Origin of the sequence: Pseudomonas guariconensis, assembly GCF_900102675.1 — a bacterium.
GTDB lineage: Bacteria > Pseudomonadota > Gammaproteobacteria > Pseudomonadales > Pseudomonadaceae > Aquipseudomonas > Aquipseudomonas guariconensis.
The window spans coordinates 226,665-247,471 of sequence record NZ_FMYX01000008.1; the positions used below are offsets into that span (position 1 = coordinate 226,665).

The following is a 20,807-nucleotide window of genomic DNA, read 5'->3' on the forward strand; positions in this document are numbered from 1 at the left end:
TACAGTTTTGATCCTATCTTTCCATTGACTGTACTGGTGGGTTGCCACGCATAATCCCAGCTCACCGTTGAGCTGGGGGGCGTTCGAGCCCGACTGTCCTGTCGGACGCGTGGCGCGGCTATCGCCATTTTCCTGCCCCCGCTTGCAAACATTCTTTGCCGCTCGGCACTCACTGGCGCTTTTGCGTTCCTGAACGTTTTCCAGAACTCGCCCAGCCAGGTGCTGGGCTTTAGGAGTCTTTGCATGCAATTCGAAATTTTCCAGGTCGACGCGTTCTCTGCCACGCCGTTCGGCGGCAACCCAGCGGCAGTCGTCCCGCTGGAAACCTGGCTGCCCGACGAAACACTCAAGCGTATCGCCGCGGAGAACAACCTTTCCGAAACCGCTTACTTCGTGCGTAACGGCGAGGCATTCGACCTGCGGTGGTTCACCCCGACCGTGGAGGTGAACCTATGCGGGCATGCGACCTTGGCAACGGCGTGGGTGTTGTTCGAGCAGTTGGGGGAGCAGGCCGAGGTGCTGCGGTTCAATACCCGCAGCGGCGAACTGCGCGTCAGTCGAGGTGCCGATGGGCTGCTGGCGATGGATTTTCCGGCCAAGCAGCCGGTAGCGGTTGATATTCCTCAAGCGTTGCTCGAGGCGCTAGGGCTGACCAGTGCCCGGGCGTTGTATCGCACTGATGACTATGTGCTGGTCATCGACGATGCCGAGCTGCTCGGCACGCTGACGCCGGATTTCGTTGCGCTTTCGGCGTTTGACGTGCGAGGAATTGCGGTGACAGCACCCGGAGGTGGGTTTGATTTCGTTACCCGTTGGTTCGGCCCTCGGGTTGGGGTCAATGAAGACCCGGTGACAGGGTCGGCGCATACATCGCTGGCGCCTTACTGGTCCGAGCGGCTGGGCAAGCGCCGGTTGGTGTGCGAGCAGGGCGGGGCGCGTAAGGGGCAACTGGAATGTGAAGTGCCAGGGAATGGGCGGGTGATCATCAGTGGGCGGGGGGCTTTGTACCTGCGTGGGGTCATCTTTGTCTGAGTGGGTTGTGGGGTGAGCCTTTAAGCCTATTCGCGGGTAAATCGGGACGCCGAATAGGCCGGAACAAACACCAAAACAATTAACTTGTTTACCGTTACCGTTACCGTTACCGTTGCCGTTGCTTTTGATGCGCGTCGGTTCAGTCACCACCCATCGCGACCTCAGAAGGCCGAGTGGAGGTGTCTGTAGGGGCAGGCGCGCAGCGCCCTTCGGCGGTAGCCGAAGACGCGAGATGGAGGCTGGCGTAGCCAGCCGGAGGCCGCGGAGCCCCGCAGGACACCGCAGCGAGGGGACCCCGGAGCGCAGCGCAGGGGCCGGATGTGGGAGCCAACGGCTTTTGCCTACTTTTGCCCAAGAGCAAAAGTAGGTCGCCGTAAAGGCGAAAAGCGCCGGTGGCGCCCCCACCAAACCCGGATATTCACACAGCCTGAAAGCCCAAGCCCAAGCCCAAGCCCAAGCCCAAGCCCAAATAGAATCACCACCTATACTTCCCAGTCCCAAATGCAAGGAGCCTCACCATGACCCTGGAAAAACAAGGCACCTGCCTCTGCGGCGAAACCCACCTGAAAGTGACCGTCGACAACACCCACATCAGCGCCTGCCACTGCAGCATGTGCCGCAAGTGGACCGGCGGCCCGCTACTGGTCGTCCATTGCAGCCACCCTCCAACGATCGAAGGCCGCACGCCAAGCGTCTACGACTCTTCCGACTGGGCCCAGCGTGGTTTTTGTGGCCGGTGCGGCACACATCTGTACTACCGCCTCAAAGCCAACGATTTCTATGCCATCCCGGTAGGCCTGTTGGACGGCGAAGAAGCCTGGGCTTTCGACTTGCAGATTTTCATCGAGCAGAAACCCGCCTGGTACTGCTTCGCCAACCAGACCAAGGAATTGACCGGCCAGGAGGCATTCGAGCAACTTGGCTAGCGCATCAAGCCTTGCCAAAGTGGCACATTCCTGAGAAAAGGGCGGCCACAAATCCGCTTCAAGGAAACCGCCATGAGCAGCGAACTGCAAATCATCGATATCCAGGAAGGCGACGGCAAGGCTGTGGTCAAGGGCGCGCTGATCACCACCCAATACACCGGCTGGCTGGCCGATGGCAGCGAGTTCGACTCCTCCTGGACGCGGGGTAAGCCGTTCCAGTGCGTTATTGGCACCGGCCGCGTCATCAAAGGCTGGGACCAGGGCCTAATGGGCATGCGTGTCGGCGGCAAGCGCAAGCTGATAGTGCCGGCGCACCTGGGTTATGGCGAGCGCAACGTGGGCTCGATCCCGCCCCATTCGGACTTGACGTTCGAAATCGAGTTGCTGGAAGTATTGACGCGCGATGACTGAGTCATCCGCGTCTTATCCGCGTTGCAGGTGAGGAAAAGTCATCCGGTAAACAACGAAACGACGGGTATTGCTCGCTCCACCGGCAAGGCACCTTCTGCGTTCGAGCGATGACTTTGAACGCTAAGGTGGGCATATGCAATTCACGAACATTCATCAAATGATCGGCTATCGGGGTGTGGTCTTTGACGTTCTGGAGTTTGAGGTGATGCGACGTTCTCAATTCGGGGCGCTTTACTTCGACGTGGCACGACAGGTAAACGATCGCATCATCGAAAGAGTAATAAAGGTCTATGACCGTATGCAGGCAAGGGAACGTCCCTGCCTTCTGAAAGTTTCGATTTCAAAGCCTCTGAACCGTGATCAATGCGACGCACTCAATGCTCAGCGCTGGACGTTAACCAGCTTGATCCCGGGCACAGCCCGACGTCAGCGGACCGCTGTGGCAGCCAAAATCAATGTCCCCGCTATTGTCGCTGAACGATTGCGGCACTATCACGTGGGAGACAGATTGATTGGTATCGATGCCAGCGTTCACGGCGGTCTCGGGCCTCGGCAGTTGTCCACCTCAATGATCCTCAAGCATTGAGCCTCCAATGCACGAAAATGCATTTTCTCTTGTATCGATGTTCGTGGCGGCGTTCTTCATCGACCAGCGGCTAAAAGCGCCCAGGTTGCGCAAATGGTTGGGCGTCGCCGTATTCATGGGAGGGCTGGCCAGCCTCTTCTATATACATCTCGAGACGTTTTGCGGCATTGACCTCATGCTATGCAAGATTTTTGCAATGATCATGGGGATGTGTCTTTTCTGGCGTCGAGATCAGCACATGAAGTGATGTGCCTGGCCGGCTGGAATCCACCTTTGCTGGTCGGTAATGCCCAAGCTCGCTTCCACACTTGCAATGGCGCAGGTGTGGAAGCGACAGCCGTCCAGTGACGGCTTAACGTCCGAACATCATCGGCCAACCCACGACTTTCTTCGCTCGGGGTGTCGCATAAGTGCGTACTTTCGAGGTGCTCAAGCCCAGCCTCACCAGGGATTCGGCGATGCTCACCGCTGCACTGACCCCATCTACTACCGGTACCCCCGTACGTTGACGGATCTGTTCATCGAGCCCGGCCATGCCGCCGCAGCCCAGGCAGATCACCTCGGCTTTGTCTTCACGCACGGCGCGTTCGGCCTGTTCGACGATCGCTTGCACGGCACGCTGCGGGTCGGCTTCCAGGTCCAGCACGGCAAGGCCACTGGCGCGTACCGAGGCGCAGCGGTCGTACAGCCCGGAGAGCTTGAGGCGGTCCTCGATCAGCGGCACGGTGCGGTCCAGGGTGGTGACCACCGAATATTTGTGGCCCAGGTACATGGCGGTGCTGGCGGCGGCGTCGGTGATGTCCACGACCGGTACGTCGAGCAGTTCCTGCAGGCCTTCGCGGCCATGCTCGCCATAGCCGGCCTGGATTACGGCATCGTAGGGTTGATCGAAATTGAGCACCCGGTCCATCACGGCGATAGCGGCGAGATAGCTCTCGAAGTTGCCTTCCACGGACTCCGCGCCGAACCAAGGCGTGAGGCCGACGATTTCGGTGCCTGGGGAGGCCACACTGCGAGCTTGCTCGGCGATGGCGTCAGTGATGGCGGTGGTGGTGTTGACGTTGGCAATCAGAATGCGCATGGGGATTTCCCTATCAATGGCTGCTGTGGTCGACGGCGATGGCTTCACCGCTGACGTCGAAGTACTGGCGGTTGCGCGGGGCGACCAGCAAGTAGAGGGTGGCTGCGGTGCCGGCACCGATCAGCCAGGAGAACGGCGCGACGCTGTGGAAGTGGGGCACCAGTGCCAGCACGATGGCCAACAGGGCTGCCGGCAGGAAGGCCGCGACGGCGCGCAGGTTGATGCCCCGCGTGTAGAAGTAGGCCCCCTCGGGATTCTCGCTGTAGAGCTCGGGTACATTGACCTGGCCTTTTCGCAGCAGCCAGTAGTCCGCCATGATCACGCCATACAAGGGGCCGAGCAGGGCGCCCAGACCTGACAGGAAGTACACGATCACCAGCGGGCTGTTGTAGAGGTTCCAAGGCAGGATCAGCACCGCCAGGGTGGCGCTGATCAAGCCGGCGCGGCGGAAGTTCAGATGGCGTGGCGCCAGGTTGCTCAGCACGAAGGCCGGGGCGACGAAGTTGGCCATGATGTTCACCGCCACGGTGACGATCAGGAAGGCCAGGCAGCCGAGAACCAGGAAAGCTGTGCTGGGGATGGAGGCGACGATCTGGGTGGGGCTGTCGATGACCTGGCCGTTGATCTGGAACTGTGCGCCGCACAGCACCGCGGTGATGGTGGCGAACACCAGGATATTGACCGGTAGGCCCCAGAAATTGCCCACACGGATGGTCTTGCGGCATGGCGAGGAACGAGCGAAGTCGCAGAAGTTCAGCACCAGCGTGCCGTAGATGGCCAGCCATAGCGCGCCGCCGGCAAAGATGTTGCGCCACATCTCATAACCGGTCAGCGGTTCGGCCACCGACCAGGCGATGCGGGCATCGGCCTGGAAGTACATCCACCCGGCAAGGCTCGCCACGGTCAAGAGGATCACCGGGCCTGCGAAGGCCTCGTAGCGGCGCACCATCTCCATGCCGTAGGCAAGGATCACCAGTTGCACCAGCCAGATCGCCACGAAGCACACCCAGCCCAGGCTCGACAGGCCAAGAAGGCTGTTATCGTCGTAGGCCGCCAGCTGCGGCCACACGGCAGTGAGCAGTACGCGCAACACGACGGACGCCAAGTAGGTCTGGATACCGAACCAGGCGATGGCGATCACCGCCCGGATCAGCGCCGGTATCTGCGCGCCGTGGATGCCGAAGGCGATGCGACTGATCACCGGAAAGGGTACGCCGGTTTTCTGTCCCATGTACCCGGACAAGTTCATGAAGAAGTACACCAGCGCTGCGCCGATCGCCAGGGACAGAAGAATCTGCCAGCCGCCCAGGCCGAGGGCGAACAATCCCATGGCAAAGGAATAGTTGGCGATGTTGTGCACGTCATTGGTCCAAAGCGCGAAGATGCTGTAGCGGCCCCAGCGACGGCCCTCGATACGAGTAGGGGCGAGGTCTCTGTTATGCAGGCGCGGGCTGAGTTCAAGCGCCGGCGAATGGCCATTCAATGGAAGAGAGGGGGAGGCGGTGCTGGCAACGGATAGTTCAGGGGCTAGGTTGAGGCTGGTACTCATGCGTCAGGCTCCTGATGCGCGTGGACTGCGATGAGCGGGCAGCGCACGGGCTCGCCATCTCGTCGGTGCAGCGTTGGCATCACTGGGTTCTGGGCGCAACGGCCTGTTGTGTAAGGCAGGCGCTGCGAGTTCTTGTATGTATGTTTTGTCTGATTTGTATACAAAACATAGGCACACAAAAGCGAGTTCCATGCCAGGTAAAAACCAACTTTACGGGTATGGCCTTTTGCAACTTAACCCGCTGAAAGTTAAGTCGATGAATTAAGCGCAATATATGTTGACCAATTGAACAGGTTTTATTTCTCGTCGTCGCTGTTAGTTGATCGATTGGTCAGATTTTTAGGTGGGAAGTGTGTAGGGGAGTGAGTGGATGACGGACAAAAGTGCACACAAAAATGACACTTTAGGTGACATTCTTGTGTACAAATTATCGATCGATAAATGTCAATAACGCTTTTCGTAAATCCCACTTCAAGCCATTGGCGGCAATCGGCGTTTAACCGGGGTTTTCTTGATGATCGCGGTATTGGTTTCCGCCAGCACATTGATGCGATCGAGCAGCGTGTCGAGTTGCTCCATTGACCTCACGTGCAAGCGTGCGATGAAGCAGTCTTCCCCGGTGACCTTGTCGCACTCGGTGAACTCGGGGATGGCAATGATCTGCCGCTCCACCTCCTGCAACTGACCCGGCAGCGGGCGGATCCGTACGATGGCTTGCAACTGGTAGCCGAAGCTGCGCGGATCCACCTCGACGGTGTAGCCGCGCAGTACACCACGCTCCTCCAGGCGCCGCAGGCGTTCGCTGACACTGGGGGCCGACAGGCCACTGACCTGGGCCAGGGCCTTGAGCGAGCGGCGGGAATCTTCCATCAGCGCATTGATCAGCAGTTGGTCGATGTCATCGGTCATGGGTACCTCGTTAGGCGTTTTTTGTTTTCTGCCTTGATAGTAAAGGCAAGATGACGAAATCGCCTTTTTTATCCGCTGGATGGCACGCTAGGGCACTGGGCATACTGTGGCCATGTTCGACAGGAGGTGTGAGATGGACAATTCGTTGCGCCGCGGCTCGCTGGAAATGGTCGCCGCCATGCTGATTTCCGGGACCATCGGTTGGTTCGTGCTGGTGTCCGGTCAACCGGTGCTGGAAGTGGTGTTCTGGCGCTGCGTGTTCGGCGCCGTCACCCTGTTGCTGATCTGCGCTGCCATGGGCTTTCTCAAACCCGGTGTGTTGACTCGCGCTACCTTCCTGCTGGCGGTGGCCAGTGGCGTGGCTATCGTGGGCAACTGGGTGCTGCTGTTCGCCTCCTACTCCAAGGCTTCGATCGCCATTGGTACGGCGGTCTACAACGTGCAGCCGTTCATGCTGGTCGGGCTGGCAGCGTTGTTCCTGGATGAAAAGATCACCCTACCCAAAATGACCTGGTTGAGCCTGGCCTTCCTCGGCATGCTGGCCATCGTCAGCGCCCATGGCAACGGCCAGGGTGGGGCGGGCGACTATCTGCTGGGCATCGTCCTGGCTTTGGGCGCGGCCTTTCTCTATGCCGTGGCCGCTTTGATCATCAAGCGCCTGAGCGGTACGCCGCCGCACCTGATCGCGCTGATTCAGGTGACCACGGGCATCCTGTTGCTGGCGCCGTGGGTCGGCGGTGAGGGGCTACCCGTTGAGACGTCGGCACTGGCCAGCCTGCTGACGCTGGGAGTCGTGCACACCGGCGTGATGTACGTGTTGCTGTACAGCGCTATCCAGCGCCTGCCTACCGCCCTGACCGGCGCGTTGTCGTTCATCTACCCGATCGCGGCGATCCTGGTCGACTGGGTGGCCTTCGATCATCGTCTGGCGCCGCTGCAGTGGCTGGGTGTGGCGGCGATTTTGCTGGCTGCAGCAGGGATGCAGCAGGGGTGGTGGTTCCGCTCGGGCAGGGTCGCGCTGAAGGGCCAATGATCGAAGGCTCCTGAACCACCGGGGGCGCTTTGCGCCCCCCGCGAAACAAGGCTGCTCCTAGCAACGCCTGCGTTGGGCCGCGTAGCAGCCTCAAAAGCCCAAGCGAGCGCTATTAGGTAGAATGCCTTCTTTTTGCTTGCGACCCGATCATGACCTCGCCGATCCCTACCCTCGAGCAGCACTTGCTCGCCGCCCTCGACCCCGCCCCGCAAGAGACCCGCCGCCTATTCCATGGTCGTGGCCGCTGCTGGCCGGGGCTTGAGCAGATCACGGTCGATTGGTTGGAAGGCGTGCTGCTGGTGGCGTTGTTCCGTGAGCCGCCCGAGGGCCAGCTGGCAGAACTGCAAGCGATGCTGCGCAGCCTCGCCGAGCGCCCGCAATGGACTGGCCAGGCCATCCTCATCCAGCACCGCTACCTGCCCGAGAGCCCTGGCCAATGGCTGCTGGGCGAGCCTTGCCAGCAACGGGTGGTGGTGGAAGACGGGCTCAAATACCTGCTCGACCTAGGGGTGCGCCAGAACAACGGACTGTTCCTGGACATGCGCTATGGCCGTCGCTGGGTGCGCCAGCAGGCCGCGGGCAAGCGAGTGCTCAACCTGTTCGCCTACACCTGTGGGTTCTCGGTGGCGGCGATCGCCGGCGGTGCGCAGCAGGTGGTCAACCTGGACATGGCCAAGGCCGCGTTGTCCCGGGGACGGGAGAACCACCGGCTCAATGATCATGACTCATCCCGCGTCGCGTACCTGGGCCATGAGTTGTTCAAATCCTGGGGCAAGGTGCGCAAGTACGGGCCCTATGACCTGATCATCATCGATCCGCCCACCTTCCAGAAAGGCAGTTTCGTACTGACCCAGGACTACGCCAAGATCCTGCGACGCTTGCCAGAGTTGTTGACGGAAGGGGGAACGGTGCTGGCCTGTGTCAATGATCCAGGCATCGGGCCGGGTTTCTTGATCGAGGGCATGGCCGAGCATGCGCCAGGGCTGGCATTCGTCGAGCGGCTGGACAACCCGCCGGAGTTTCCAGATGCGGATCCGGAAGGTGGGCTGAAGGCGCTGGTGTTCCGTCAGGCCTGAAGCAAGCTGCGCCGATCCTTTGTCGCGCAAACCACACCATGAAAAAGGGGGCTCCAGGCCCCCTTTTTCGCTTAATTGCTGGTGTAGATCTGGTCGAACACGCCGCCGTCGTTGAAGTGGGTCTTCTGCACGGTGCGCCAGTCACCGAAGGTCTTCTCCACCGACAGGAAGTCGACTTTCGGGAAGCGGTCGGTGTATTTGGCCAGGACAGTGGCATCACGCGGACGCAGGTAGTTCTGCGCAGCGATCTCCTGGGCCGCCGGCGACCACAGGTACTTGAGGTACTCCTCGGCTACGGCGCGTGACTTCTTGCGCTCGACGACTTTGTCGACCACGCTCACCGGCGGTTCGGCTTCGGCCGACACGCTCGGGTAGACCACTTCGAACTGGTCGCGGCCGAACTCGCGGGCGATCATCTCGGCTTCGTTCTCGAACGTCACCAGCACATCGCCGATCTGGTTGGTCATGAAGGTGGTGGTAGCGGCGCGGCCACCGGTATCGAGCACCGGAGCCTGCTTGAACAGCTTGCCGACGAAGTCGCGTGCCTTGGCTTCGTCGCCGCCCTGCTTGAGTACATAGCCCCAGGCGGAGAGGTAAGTGTAGCGGCCATTACCCGAGGTCTTGGGGTTGGGTACGATCACCTGCACGCCGTCCTTGAGCAGGTCGGGCCAATCCTTCAGGGCCTTCGGGTTGCCTTTGCGCACGATGAACACGGTGGCGGAGGTGAAGGGCGCGCTGTTGTTCGGCAAGCGCGAAACCCAGTTGTCCGACACCAGCTTGCCGTTGTCGGCCAGGGCGTTGATGTCTGTGGCCATGTTCATGGTGATGACATCGGCCGGCAGACCATCGATCACTGCCCGCGCCTGCTTGCTCGAGCCGCCGAAGGACATCTGTACGTTGACCTTCTCGTTGTGCTCGGCTTCCCAGTGCTTTTGGAACGCTTGGTTGTAGTCCTTGTAGAAGTCACGCATCACGTCATAGGAAACGTTCAGCAGGGTGGGAGCGGCCTGGGCCAGGTTGCCCAAGGCGAGTCCTGCGGCGAGCAGCGAGGCGGTGAAGAGCTTTTTCACGAAGCTATCCTTGTTCTGGTTCAAATGTTTGGCAATTTGCCAGCGACTATAACCTTTGGTTCTTGAGGCCTTAAAGACCAAATGGCTCTTTGCTTATTCGTTTTTCGGGAACAGTGCATTGCCGCAGCGTGAGCAGAATGCAGCGCCATGCTCGTGGGTGTGCTTGCGGCAGGTGGGGCAGTCGTGTTGCAGCTGTTCGCCGCGCAAGGCGTTGGCCAGCTCGGCGGTGAAAATGCCGGTGGGCACCGCGATGATCGAGTAACCGGTGATCATCACCAGCGACGACAGTACCTGGCCCAGCGGAGTCTTGGGCACGATGTCGCCAAAGCCCACCGTGGTGAGGGTGACGATGGCCCAGTAGATGCCTTTGGGAATGCTGGTGAACCCGTGCTCAGGGCCTTCGACGACATACATCAGTGTGCCGAACACCGTCACCAGGGTGGAGACGCTCACCAGAAAGACGATGATCTTCTGCTTGCTGCCTTGCAGCGCCGCCAGCAGGTAATGAGCCTGCTTGAGGTAGGGACTGAGCTTGAGCACGCGGAAGATCCGCAGCATCCGGATGACCCGCACGATCAGCAGGTATTGGGCGTCGCTGTAGTACAGGGCGATGATCCCCGGCACGATCGCCAGCAGATCGACCAGTCCGTAGAAGCTGAAGGCGTAGCGCAGAGGCTTGGGCGAGCAGTACAGCCGGGCCAGGTACTCCACCAGGAAGATCGCCGTGAAGCCCCATTCGATCATGGCCAGCATGCCGGCATAGCCCTGATGGACCTCGTCGATGCTGTCGAGGATCACCGTCACCAGGCTGGCGAGAATGATCAAGAGCAGGATCTTGTCGAAGCGCCGGCCGGCGACGGTGTCGGTCTGGAAGACGATGACGTAGAGCCGCTCGCGCAGGCTCGCAGGGTTTTCCATGGGCTCGTTCCCTTGTGCGATGGGCAGAGCCTAGGGGCTGCGATTTAGCTGTGCAAGCGATCGACGTTGCGACGTTGGCTCAGTTGCAGCAAATGACTGCCCACATGCATCAACCAGCAGGCGGTGACGAAGGGCGCGGTCAGGCCGGCGATCGGCATCTGGTTGAACAAAGGTTGCAACAGCAAAGCCAGGGCAATGGCCAGCAAGGTCACCCAGAAGCGCTCGCCCTGACGGCTGAAGGCCAGCGCGGCGAGCGCGGCGTTGAAGCCGTACAGCCCCATCCAGGCCGCCTGGGCTTCGCCTGCCAGCAACGCGACACCACCGCCGATGGCCGATCCCAGCAAAGCCCAGAGCGCGGCGTAGGGGTTGGCCACGAGCATGCCGATGACGATCAACAGGCCGGCCAACGGATTGTCCAGCAGGAAGATCTGGCCCACGCCACGCAGCAGGGCGTACAGCGGGTTGGCTTCGGTGAACAAGGCGGGCATCGGTTCTGTCATCAGCAAGGTGCCCCAGCCGAGCAGCACGAAGGGTGCGGTATAGGCGACGAGCAGTTTGCCGCCGCGTTTGCGCCATTGGTGTGTGAGGATGCTGGAAAGACCACCGGCGGCGATGATCAGTGGCGGCACGATGGCCGACCAGGGTAGCAGGGCGGCGATCAGGATACCGATCAGCACACCGTTGTAGCTGTAAAGCCCGGCCTGGCGGTCGGCGCGCTCATAACCGCGGCGCTGGGCGGTGAGCAACCCGGCCAGGGCGCCGAGCAGGGCACCGCCGACCAGGTTCGGGGCGGTCAGCAGAAGGGCCAGCAGGCAGCACAGGCCGCAAAAAGGATTGCGCAGCAGCAGAACCTGGCTGAAGCCGTTGAGCAAAGCCGTGGCCCAGTCGGGGCACGGGTTGACGAAATTCTTGGTGTACATGGGGCAGTCAGGAAGGTGGGAAGGGAAGCGGTAGGCCTCTTCTGGGCCTCGGATTTTCCGCCGGTTGTTGTTCATGGGCAGGGCTGGGCCCTCGATCGCAGGCTTCGCCAGCCCCCACGGGAACGCACATCCGCAGGGCGCTGGCGAGGACCGCGATCAGGGGCGCAGGCGCCCCAGGGTGAATCAGGCCAAGGTCTCGATCCGCAGGGTATTAGTCGTCCCTGGCTTGCCGAAAGGCACACCGGCGGTGATCAGCAGCGTGTCGCCACGGCTGGCCATGCCTTGGGCCTGGGCGATCTCCAGGGCCGTGGAGCAGATCTCGTCGACCTGACGCAGTCGGTCATTGACCACCGAATGCACGCCCCAGGTCACGCTCAGGCGACGGGCGGTGGCCAGGTTAGGCGTCAGGTTGAGGATCGGAGCACGTGGACGCTCGCGCGCCGCGCGCAGGGTCGAGGAACCCGACTCGCTGTAATTGACCAGCACGGCCACCGGCAGGATGCCGCTGATGCGACGGATCGCGCAGCTGATGGCATCCGACACCGTGGCTTCGGCCTTGGGCCTGCCGACGTCGAGCTGGGCCTGATAGTCCGGGCCGTTTTCTACCTGGCGGATGATCTTGCTCATCATCTGCACGGCTTCCAGCGGGTACTCACCCGATGCCGTCTCCGCCGACAGCATGACTGCGTCGGTGCCTTCGGCCACGGCATTGGCCACATCGGTGACCTCGGCGCGGGTCGGGGCAGGGGAGAAGCGCATGGACTCGAGCATCTGCGTGGCTACCACCACCGGACGGCCAAGCTGGCGGCAGGTGTTGATGATGCGCTTCTGGATCTGCGGCACGCTCTCGGCGGGTACTTCCACGCCCAAGTCGCCACGGGCGACCATGATCGCGTCGGACAGCTCGGCGATCGCTTGCAACTGGTCCACCGCCGATGGCTTCTCGATCTTGGCCATCAGGTAGGCGCGGTCGCCGATCAACTGGCGGGCCTCGACGATGTCCTCGGGGCGCTGGACGAACGACAGGGCGACCCAGTCGACACCCAGTTCCAGGCCGAAGGTCAGGTCGCGGCGGTCTTTTTCGGTCAACGGGCTGAGGTCGAGCACGGCCTGGGGCACGTTGACGCCCTTGCGGTCGGACAGCTCACCGCCGGCGACCACTTCGGTGTCGATGGCATCGCTGTGCTTGGCGGTCACCCGCAGGCGCAGCTTGCCGTCGTCGAGCAGCAGGTCCATGCCGGGCTCCAGCGCGGCGATGATTTCCGGGTGGGGCAGGTTGACCCGGCGGTTGTCGCCTGGGGTCTTGTCCAGATCCAGGCGCAGGGCCTGGCCGCGTTGCAGCTGGATCTTGCCGTCGGCGAAACGGCCTACGCGCAGTTTCGGCCCCTGCAGGTCCATCAGGATGCCCAGCGGGTAGTTCAGCTGCTGCTCGACTTCGCGGATCCACTGGTAGCGCAGCGCATGGTCGGCGTGCTCGCCGTGGCTGAAGTTCAGGCGGAAGATGTTCACCCCGGCCTCGACCAGCTGGCGAATGTCATCGATGCCTTTGATCGCAGGGCCGAGGGTCGCGAGGATTTTGACTTTCTTATCAGGCGTCATGATGGCTGGGTCTCGAGGATCAGGATGGCACGGAAGTCGTTGACGTTGGTGCGGGTCGGCTCGGTGACGATCAGCGCATCCAGTGCGGCGAAGTAGCCATAGCCATTGTTGTTGTCCAGCTCGTCGGACGCCGACAGGCCCAAGGCCTCGGCGTTGGCGTAGCTGTCCGGGGTCATGATGGCGCCGGCATTTTCTTCGGAGCCGTCGATGCCGTCGGTGTCACCGGCCAGGGCGTACACGCCCGCCAGGCCCTTGAGATTCTCGGTGAGGCTCAGCAGGAACTCGGCATTGCGCCCCCCACGGCCGTTGCCGCGTACGGTGACGGTGGTTTCGCCGCCAGAGAGGATGATGCAGGGCGCCTTCAGTGGCTGGCCGTGCAATACGATCTGACGGGCGATGCCGGCATGGACCTTGGCCACTTCGCGCGATTCGCCTTCAAGATCGCCCAGGATCAACGGGCTGAAGCCCGCCTGGCGTGCCTTGACCGCTGCTGCCTCCAGGGACTGCTGAGGCTTGGCGATGAGCTTGAAGTGGCTGCGTGCCAGCGCCGGGTCATCGGCCTTGACGGTTTCCGACGCTGGATTGTTGAGCCAGTCGATGACTGCCTGGGGCGCTTCGATGTTGTAACGCTTGAGGATGGCCAGGGCGTCGGCCGAGGTGCTTGGGTCGGCCACGGTGGGGCCGGAGGCGATGACCGTGGCCAGGTCGCCCGGTACGTCGGAGATCGCGTAGGTGTAGACAGTGGCGGGCCAGCACGCCTTGGCCAGGCGGCCGCCCTTGATCGCCGAGAGGTGCTTGCGCACGCAGTTCATCTCGCCGATGGTGGCGCCGGACTTGAGCAGGGCTTTGTTGATCTGCTGCTTGTCGGCCAAGGTCAGGCCTTCGGCAGGCAGGGCCAGCAGGGCCGAGCCACCGCCGGAGAGCAGGAAGATCACCCGGTCGTCTTCAGTAAGGTTGCTGACCAGTTCGAGCACGCGCTTGGCCACGGCCAGGCCGGCGGCATCGGGAACCGGATGGGCGGCTTCGACCACCTCGATCTTCTGGCAGTTGGCGCCGTGCCCGTAGCGGGTCACGACCAGGCCGGACACCTCGCCCTTCCAGCTCTTCTCGACCACTTCGGCCATGGCCGCGGCCGCCTTGCCGGCACCGATGACGATGACGCGGCCGCTGCGGTCTGCGGGCAGGTGGGGTTCAAGAACCTGGCGGGGGTGAGCGGCGGCGATGGCTGTGTCGAACAGCTCGCGGAGAATTCTTTGTGGATCGACCGACATGGCAGGCTCCCAAAATCTTATTGTTCTGCAGAATCGAAAACGCCCCTGGAACTGCCTCCGTGCAGGCCGAACCAGGGGCGGTCCCCAGAGCTGCAAGCTTCAAGCTACAAGCCGCGAGCGAAATGCAGATCTGCGTTCGCTCGCCGCTTGAGGCTTACAGCTTGAAGCTTATTTCTCGTCGCGGATCGAGAAGTTGGCCATGTGCTCCAGGCCTTTGATCAGCGCCGAGTGGTCCCAGTTGCCGCCGCCCAGGGCGACGCAGGTGCTGAACACTTGCTGGGCGTTGGAGGTGTTGGGCAGGTTGATACCCAGCTCCTTGGCGCCTTGCAGGGCCAGGTTCAGGTCCTTCTGGTGCAGGTTGATGCGGAAGCCTGGATCGAAAGTGCCTTTGATCATGCGCTCGGCGTGCACTTCCAGGATCTTCGAGGACGCGAAGCCGCCCATCAGTGCCTCACGAACCTTGGCCGGGTCTGCGCCATTCTTGGCGGCGAACAGCAGGGCTTCGCCGACGGCCTGGATGTTCAGGGCGACGATGATCTGGTTGGCGACCTTGGCGGTCTGGCCGTCGCCGTTGCCGCCGACGCGGGTGATGTTCTTGCCCATGGCTTCGAACAGCGGCAGAGCGCGTTCGAAGGCCTTCGGGCAGCCGCCGACCATGATGCTCAGGGTGCCGGCCTTGGCGCCGACTTCACCGCCGGAGACCGGGGCATCCAGGTAGGCAGCGCCGGTGGCCTTGATCTTCTCGGCGAAGACTTTGGTGGCGGTGGGGGAGATCGAGCTCATGTCGATCACGACTTTGTTCGGGCCTGCACCTTCGGCAACACCGTTCTCACCGAACAGGACGGATTCGACCTGCGGGGTGTCCGGGACCATGACGATGATGAACTCGGCTTCCTGGGCCACTTCCTTCGGGTTGGCCAGGGCGACGGCGCCTGCGGCGACAAGATTGGCAGGGGCGGCGTCGTGGTGGGTGGAGACGAACAGGCTGTGACCTGCCTTCTGCAGGTTCTGGGCCATTGGGTTGCCCATGATGCCGGTGCCGATGAAACCGATTTTAGCCATGAGAATGTGCCTCTTTATATTTGTAGAAATCTCAAGTGAGCCGCGGTCTCTGCGGGAGCGGGTTTACCCGCGAAGCAGACACTTCGGTGGATGGCACCGGCTTGGCCGGTGTACGCGGGTGAACCCGCGTCCACGGTGTCTGCTACCCCACAGGGGCTGTACTCGGCTTTCAGATTGCGTTGTGGGTTTTCAGCCAGCCCAGGCCTGCTTCGGTGGTGGTCAGCGGCTTGTATTCCGCGCCCACCCAGCCCTGGTAACCGATACGGTCCAGGTGCTCGAACAGGAAGCGATAGTTGATCTCGCCAGTGCCTGGTTCGTTGCGGCCGGGGTTATCGGCCAGCTGGATGTGGTTGATCAGCTTCAGGTTGGCTTCCATGGTGCGAGCCAGGTCACCTTCCATGATCTGCATGTGGTAGATGTCGTACTGCAGGAACAGGTTGTCGCTGCCGACTTCGGCCTGGATCTCCAGGGCCTGCTTGGTGGTGTTCAGGTAGAAGCCCGGAATGTCACGGGTGTTGATCATTTCCATGACCAGGCGGATACCTGCAGCCTTGAGCTTGTCGGCGGCGTACTTGAGGTTGTCCACGAAGGTCTTGCGGACGGTGGCGCAGTCCGGGCCTTGCGGGCGGATACCGGCCAGGCAGTTGACCTGGGTGTTGCCCAGTACCTTGGCGTATTCGATGGCCTTGTCGACACCGGCGCGGAATTCTTCGACACGCTCAGGGTTGCACGCGATGCCGCGCTCGCCTTTGCCCCAGTCGCCGGCCGGCAGGTTGAACAGCACCTGGGTCAGGCCGTGGGCGTCGAGTTGCTGCTTGATCTCGGTGGCGCTGAAATCGTACGGGAAGAGGTATTCGACACCGCTGAAGCCAGCGTCGGCGGCGGCCTTGAAGCGGGCCAGGAAGTCCTGCTCGGTGAACAGCATGGACAGGTTGGCAGCGAAGCGAGGCATGGTTGTCTCCTTGCAGAAGAAGGCCCCCGGCACAGCCGGCGCGGGGGCGTCAGGCGGTCAGTCCAGCAGCGAGATCGCGGTAGGCGCGTCGTTGCCGACCAGGGCGAGGTCTTCGAACTCGTTGACCGCGTTGATTTCGGTACCCATGGAAATGTTGGTCACGCGCTCGAGGATCACCTCGACCACCACCGGCACGCGGAACTCTTCGGCCATCTTCTGCGCCTTGAGCAGGGCAGGGGCGATTTCAGCCGGTTCGAACACGCGCAGTGCCTTGCAGCCCAGGCCTTCGACCACGGCCACGTGATCGACGCCGTAGCTGCCCGCTTCGGTGGCGTTGATGTTCTCGAACGCCAGTTGTACACAGTAATCCATGTCGAAGCCACGCTGCGCCTGGCGGATCAGGCCCAGGTAGGCGTTGTTCACCAGCACGTGGACGTACGGCAGGTTGAACTGGGCGCCTACCGCCAGCTCTTCGATCATGAACTGGAAGTCGTAGTCACCGGACAGCGCGACGACTTTGCGCGAAGGGTCTGCCTTGACCACGCCCAGGGCAGCCGGGATGGTCCAGCCCAGCGGGCCGGCCTGGCCGCAGTTGATCCAGTGACGCGGCTTGTACACGTGCAGGAACTGGGCACCGGCGATCTGCGACAGACCGATGGTGCTGACGTAGCAGGTGTCCTTGCCGAAGACCTGGTTCATTTCTTCGTAGACGCGCTGCGGCTTGACCGGCACGTTGTCGAAGTGGGTCTTGCGCTGCAGGCTCGACTTGCGCTGCTGGCAATCTTCCAGCCACTCGCGACGGCACTTGAGCTTGCCGGCGGCTTTCCACTCGCGGGCCACTTCCAGGAAGGCATCCAGTGCGGCGCCAGCGTCAGAGACGATGCCCAGGTCCGGGGTGAAAACGCGACCGATCTGGGTCGGCTCGATGTCCACGTGAACGAACTTGCGGCCTTCGGTGTAGACGTCGACGGAACCGGTGTGACGGTTGGCCCAACGGTTACCGATACCGAACACCAGGTCGGATTTGAGCAGGGTGGCGTTGCCGTAGCGGTGCGAAGTCTGCAGGCCGACCATGCCGACCATCTGCGGGTGATCGTCAGGAATGGTGCCCCAGCCCATCAGGGTCGGGATGACCGGTACGCCGGTCAGTTCGGCGAACTCGACCAATTTCTCGCTGGCATCGGCGTTGATCACGCCACCGCCGGAAACGATCAGCGGACGCTCGGCTTCGTTGAGCATGGCCAGGGCTTTTTCAGCCTGGACGCGGCTGGCGGCTGGCTTGTGGACTGGCAGTGGCTGGTAGGCGTCGATGTCGAATTCGATTTCGGCCATCTGCACGTCGAACGGCAGGTCGATCAGCACAGGGCCTGGACGGCCGGTGCGCATTTCGTAAAAGGCTTTCTGGAAGGCGTAAGGGACCTGGCCTGGCTCCAGAACGGTGGTGGCCCACTTGGTGACTGGCTTGACGATGTTGGTGATGTCAACGGCCTGGAAGTCTTCCTTGTGCAGACGAGCACGAGGCGCTTGGCCGGTGATGCAGAGAATTGGGATGGAGTCGGCCGAAGCGCTGTACAGACCGGTCACCATGTCGGTACCGGCAGGGCCGGAGGTGCCGATGCACACACCGATGTTGCCCGGGTTGGCGCGGGTGTAACCCTCGGCCATGTGGGAAGCGCCTTCGACGTGGCGAGCGAGGACGTGATCGATGCCACCGACTTTCTTCAGGGCCGAGTACAGCGGGTTGATAGCAGCCCCCGGGATGCCGAACGCGGTATCTACACCTTCACGGCGCATGACCAGAACGGCTGCATCGATTGCTCTCATTTTGCTCATGGTTTGTGCCTCATCGATTTTGTAATTGTATACAACTTGCTTTGCGACAGAGTGTATTCACGCTCGACGCTTTAGGTCAATCCATTTTCATCAGCGGAAGTGGCTTTCGTCGGGAAGCCTGTGAAAACGGCGTTTCGTCTGATCGTGCACGATCGTCTAAAATTATTGTATACAAAAAATCTCGCCGTTGTGTTCTATTGTCTCTATCCGGTTTTCAACTGCCCTTAGGGCTTCTCACAACAAGAAGAGGACCTTTCCATGAACGCATTGACCCTCAAAGTCGCCGTCAGCCTGGTGAACGCCGCGCTGTCAGCGGGTCGCAAGATTAACGCCGCTCCCTTGACGGTGGCGGTACTGGACGCTGGCGGGCACCTGCTGGCGCTGCAGCGCGAAGATGGCGCCAGCCTGCTGCGTCCGCAGGTGGCCATGGGCAAGGCCTGGGGGGCTGTCGCTCTGGGCAAGGGCTCGCGCCTGCTGGCGCTGGATGCGCAGCAACGCCCGGCATTCTTCGCCGCGCTCAATGGCTTGGGCGAAAGCCCGGTGGTACCGGCGCCTGGTGGTGTGCTGATTCGTGATCAGGCGGGCAAGGTGCTGGGTGCGGTAGGGATCAGCGGGGATACGTCGGATATCGACGAGCAATGCGCGATCAGTGCGATCGAGGAGGCGGGGCTGAAGGCCGATGCTGGCGTAGCTGCATAAGTGTTTAATCCAGGGGCCGCTTCGCGCCCCTGTCGCGAAAAAAGGCCGCTCCCTAGGTTCATCGCTGCCCTCGTAAGGGGGGCTTTGTGCCTGGGGAGCGGCCTTTTGTCGCAGGGGCATGACGCGAGCTGCGTGCGGCTTTTTGTCGCGAAAGGGCTGCATCGCAGCCCGCAATCGGGTCAGGCGGCTTCGGGCTCGCAGCCTTTGAGCACCAGCCGGATGATGGTCTCGGCCGCTGCGTCATAGTCGCTGTCGGCCAGCTTGGGCTTGCCGGTGACTACGGAGATCTGCCAGTCGAAATCGGCATAGGTCTGCGTCGCGGCCCAGATGCTGAACATCAGGTGATGCGGGTCGACCGGGGCGATCTGCTTGCGCTCGATCCAGTGCTGGATGCATTCGATGTTATGCCGCGCCTGATCGTTGAGCTGCTGCACCTGGTTGGGCGAGAGGTGCGGGGCACCGTGCATGATCTCGCTGGCGAACACCTTCGAGGCATGGGGTAGGTCGCGGGAGATGCGGATCTTAGAGCGGATGTAGCCGCTGAGCACTTCCTTGGGGTCGCCGTCGGGGTTGAACGGCGTGGAGGCCTGCATGATCGGCGCGATGATGCTTTCAAGGACCTCGCGGTAGAGGTTTTCCTTGGATTTGAAATAGTAATAGACGTTCGGCTTGGGCAGGCCGGCCTTGGCGGCGATGTCGCTGGTCTTGGTGGCGGCGAAGCCCTTGTCGGCGAATTCTTCGCTGGCCGCGCGCAGGATCAGCTCCTTGTTGCGCTCGCGAATGGTGCTCATGTCGGGAATCTTCCTTTGTCTGGCCACCTCTAAGAGAGGGTTCGGCATGGTAGCACCCGCCTTGTCGGGCGCTCAAGGCGGCCTCTTTCGGCTAGAATCGACCCACTCAATCCACGGGATGCAGGCAATCATGGCAGGAAGCAGTCTACTGGTACTGATCGACGATATCGCCACGGTGCTCGACGACGTTTCGGTGATGACCAAGGTCGCGGCGAAGAAGACCGCAGGGGTGCTGGGCGACGACCTGGCGCTCAACGCCCAGCAGGTCACCGGGGTGCGTGCAGATCGCGAGATCCCGGTGGTGTGGGCGGTGGCCAAGGGCTCGCTGGTGAATAAAGCGATCCTGGTGCCGGCGGCGTTGCTGATCAGTGCGTTCATCCCTTGGGCGGTGACACCCTTGCTGATGCTCGGTGGCGCCTACCTGTGTTTCGAGGGCTTCGAGAAGCTGGCGCACAAGTTTCTGCACAGCAAGGACGAAGACCAGGCGCAGCACAACGCGCGCAACGAGGCCCTGGCCGATCCGAACATCGACCTGGTGGCCTATGAGAAAGACAAGATCAAGGGTGCAGTGCGCACCGACTTCATCCTCTCGGCGGAAATCATCGCCATCACCCTGGGCATCGTCGCCGATTCGCCGCTGACGCAGCAGATCGTCGTGCTCTCGGGCATCGCCGTGGTGATGACCATCGGCGTTTACGGCTTGGTGGGCGGCATCGTCAAGCTCGACGACCTGGGCTTGTGGATGACGACCAAGACGTCCAGCCTGGCCCGCGCCGTGGGCAATGGCATCCTGCGGGCTGCGCCGTACATGATGAAAAGCCTCTCGGTGATCGGCACCGCGGCGATGTTCCTGGTCGGTGGGGGCATCCTGGTACATGGCATCGAGCCGCTGCATCACGCCATCGAGGCATTCAGCGAAGGGCGGGGCGGGTCGCTGACCGGCGGCTTGCTCAATGGCGTGGCCGGTGTGGTGGCTGGCGGTGTGGTGCTGGCGCTGGTGGGCGTGCTGGGCAAGGTTTGGCGGGCGCTGCGGCCCGCTCGCTAGCGAGGGCCGCAGCCCAGTTCGTGACGGCACAAGGCCGTTCCCAC

At 62.0% G+C, this 20,807-nt stretch carries 21 protein-coding genes; 9 read left to right on the forward strand and 12 right to left on the reverse strand.

The genetic code is table 11. The annotated features are described in order from the left end of the window. Window positions 1-243: 243 nt before the first annotated feature. The 5 genes from BLS27_RS15405 (at window position 244) to BLS27_RS15425 (ending at window position 3,202) form a co-directional block, all read left to right on the forward strand. Complete coding sequence (locus BLS27_RS15405) at window positions 244-1,032, forward strand: PhzF family phenazine biosynthesis protein (protein WP_090345513.1); 789 nt, start codon at window positions 244-246, stop codon at window positions 1,030-1,032. A 518-nt stretch (window positions 1,033-1,550) separates the two neighbouring features. Further along, a complete protein-coding gene (locus tag BLS27_RS15410) occupies window positions 1,551-1,958 on the forward strand; it encodes a GFA family protein (RefSeq protein WP_043215631.1) in 408 nt (135 codons plus the stop codon). Window positions 1,959-2,030: 72 nt separating this feature from the next. After that, on the forward strand, window positions 2,031-2,369 hold the full coding sequence (locus BLS27_RS15415; protein WP_043215633.1) for an FKBP-type peptidyl-prolyl cis-trans isomerase: 339 nt from the start codon (window positions 2,031-2,033) through the stop codon (window positions 2,367-2,369). A 133-nt stretch (window positions 2,370-2,502) separates the two neighbouring features. After that, on the forward strand, window positions 2,503-2,955 hold the full coding sequence (locus BLS27_RS15420; protein WP_043215635.1) for a hypothetical protein: 453 nt from the start codon (window positions 2,503-2,505) through the stop codon (window positions 2,953-2,955). Window positions 2,956-2,962: 7 nt separating this feature from the next. Further along, a complete protein-coding gene (locus BLS27_RS15425; protein ID WP_090345516.1) occupies window positions 2,963-3,202 on the forward strand; it encodes a hypothetical protein in 240 nt (79 codons plus the stop codon). Between the two features lie 105 nt (window positions 3,203-3,307). Here the strand turns inward: BLS27_RS15425 and BLS27_RS15430 are convergent, their stop codons facing one another. From BLS27_RS15430 to BLS27_RS15440, 3 genes are all read right to left on the reverse strand, one after another. Next, the gene (locus BLS27_RS15430) at window positions 3,308-4,036 is read right to left on the reverse strand and encodes an aspartate/glutamate racemase family protein (protein ID WP_043215640.1); all 729 of its coding nucleotides are present in this window, start codon (window positions 4,034-4,036) and stop codon (window positions 3,308-3,310) included. A gap of 13 nt (window positions 4,037-4,049) precedes the next feature. Beyond that, entirely contained in the window at window positions 4,050-5,585 is a 1,536-nt protein-coding gene (locus tag BLS27_RS15435) for an NCS1 family nucleobase:cation symporter-1 (RefSeq protein WP_090345519.1), read from the reverse strand. 471 nt (window positions 5,586-6,056) lie between these two features. After that, entirely contained in the window at window positions 6,057-6,494 is a 438-nt protein-coding gene (locus BLS27_RS15440; protein WP_043215643.1) for an Lrp/AsnC family transcriptional regulator, read from the reverse strand. 133 nt (window positions 6,495-6,627) lie between these two features. On the opposite strand from BLS27_RS15440, the gene BLS27_RS15445 reads away from it, so the two are divergent. Together BLS27_RS15445 and BLS27_RS15450 are read left to right on the forward strand one after the other, a co-directional pair. Next, window positions 6,628-7,527 (forward strand): DMT family transporter, encoded by a 900-nt coding sequence (locus BLS27_RS15445; protein ID WP_043215645.1) that lies wholly within the window; start codon window positions 6,628-6,630, stop codon window positions 7,525-7,527. 149 nt (window positions 7,528-7,676) lie between these two features. Further along, window positions 7,677-8,603: a class I SAM-dependent methyltransferase gene (locus tag BLS27_RS15450; protein ID WP_043215647.1), complete on the forward strand. Its 927-nt coding sequence runs from the start codon at window positions 7,677-7,679 to the stop codon at window positions 8,601-8,603. Window positions 8,604-8,674: 71 nt separating this feature from the next. On the opposite strand, the gene BLS27_RS15455 is transcribed toward BLS27_RS15450, so the two are convergent. From BLS27_RS15455 to gcl, 8 genes are all read right to left on the reverse strand, one after another. Then, complete coding sequence (locus BLS27_RS15455; RefSeq protein WP_090345521.1) at window positions 8,675-9,673, reverse strand: sulfate ABC transporter substrate-binding protein; 999 nt, start codon at window positions 9,671-9,673, stop codon at window positions 8,675-8,677. A gap of 93 nt (window positions 9,674-9,766) precedes the next feature. Beyond that, window positions 9,767-10,591, reverse strand: coding sequence for an ion transporter (locus BLS27_RS15460; protein WP_043215650.1), 825 nt, complete (start codon window positions 10,589-10,591; stop codon window positions 9,767-9,769). Window positions 10,592-10,635: 44 nt separating this feature from the next. Next, entirely contained in the window at window positions 10,636-11,511 is an 876-nt protein-coding gene (locus tag BLS27_RS15465; RefSeq protein WP_043215651.1) for an urea transporter, read from the reverse strand. A gap of 183 nt (window positions 11,512-11,694) precedes the next feature. After that, on the reverse strand, window positions 11,695-13,110 hold the full coding sequence (pyk, locus tag BLS27_RS15470; RefSeq protein WP_090345523.1) for a pyruvate kinase: 1,416 nt from the start codon (window positions 13,108-13,110) through the stop codon (window positions 11,695-11,697). After that, entirely contained in the window at window positions 13,107-14,381 is a 1,275-nt protein-coding gene (locus BLS27_RS15475; protein ID WP_070576725.1) for a glycerate kinase type-2 family protein, read from the reverse strand. The genes pyk and BLS27_RS15475 overlap by 4 nt, the downstream gene beginning before the upstream one ends. A 168-nt stretch (window positions 14,382-14,549) precedes the next feature. Continuing rightward, the gene (locus BLS27_RS15480; protein WP_043214874.1) at window positions 14,550-15,443 is read right to left on the reverse strand and encodes a 2-hydroxy-3-oxopropionate reductase; all 894 of its coding nucleotides are present in this window, start codon (window positions 15,441-15,443) and stop codon (window positions 14,550-14,552) included. A 169-nt stretch (window positions 15,444-15,612) separates the two neighbouring features. After that, window positions 15,613-16,395, reverse strand: a complete 783-nt coding sequence (gene hyi, locus BLS27_RS15485) for a hydroxypyruvate isomerase (RefSeq protein WP_043214871.1) — start codon at window positions 16,393-16,395, stop codon at window positions 15,613-15,615. A gap of 57 nt (window positions 16,396-16,452) precedes the next feature. Further along, a complete protein-coding gene (gcl, locus tag BLS27_RS15490; RefSeq protein ID WP_043214870.1) occupies window positions 16,453-18,228 on the reverse strand; it encodes a glyoxylate carboligase in 1,776 nt (591 codons plus the stop codon). A 258-nt stretch (window positions 18,229-18,486) separates the two neighbouring features. On the opposite strand from gcl, the gene BLS27_RS15495 reads away from it, so the two are divergent. Further along, a complete protein-coding gene (locus tag BLS27_RS15495; RefSeq protein ID WP_043214867.1) occupies window positions 18,487-18,927 on the forward strand; it encodes a GlcG/HbpS family heme-binding protein in 441 nt (146 codons plus the stop codon). Between the two features lie 179 nt (window positions 18,928-19,106). Here BLS27_RS15495 and BLS27_RS15500 read toward each other — a convergent pair whose 3' ends face one another. After that, entirely contained in the window at window positions 19,107-19,718 is a 612-nt protein-coding gene (locus tag BLS27_RS15500) for a TetR/AcrR family transcriptional regulator (RefSeq protein WP_043214865.1), read from the reverse strand. 130 nt (window positions 19,719-19,848) lie between these two features. On the opposite strand from BLS27_RS15500, the gene BLS27_RS15505 reads away from it, so the two are divergent. Continuing rightward, a complete protein-coding gene (locus tag BLS27_RS15505; RefSeq protein ID WP_043214878.1) occupies window positions 19,849-20,763 on the forward strand; it encodes a DUF808 domain-containing protein in 915 nt (304 codons plus the stop codon). Window positions 20,764-20,807 lie beyond the last annotated feature (44 nt).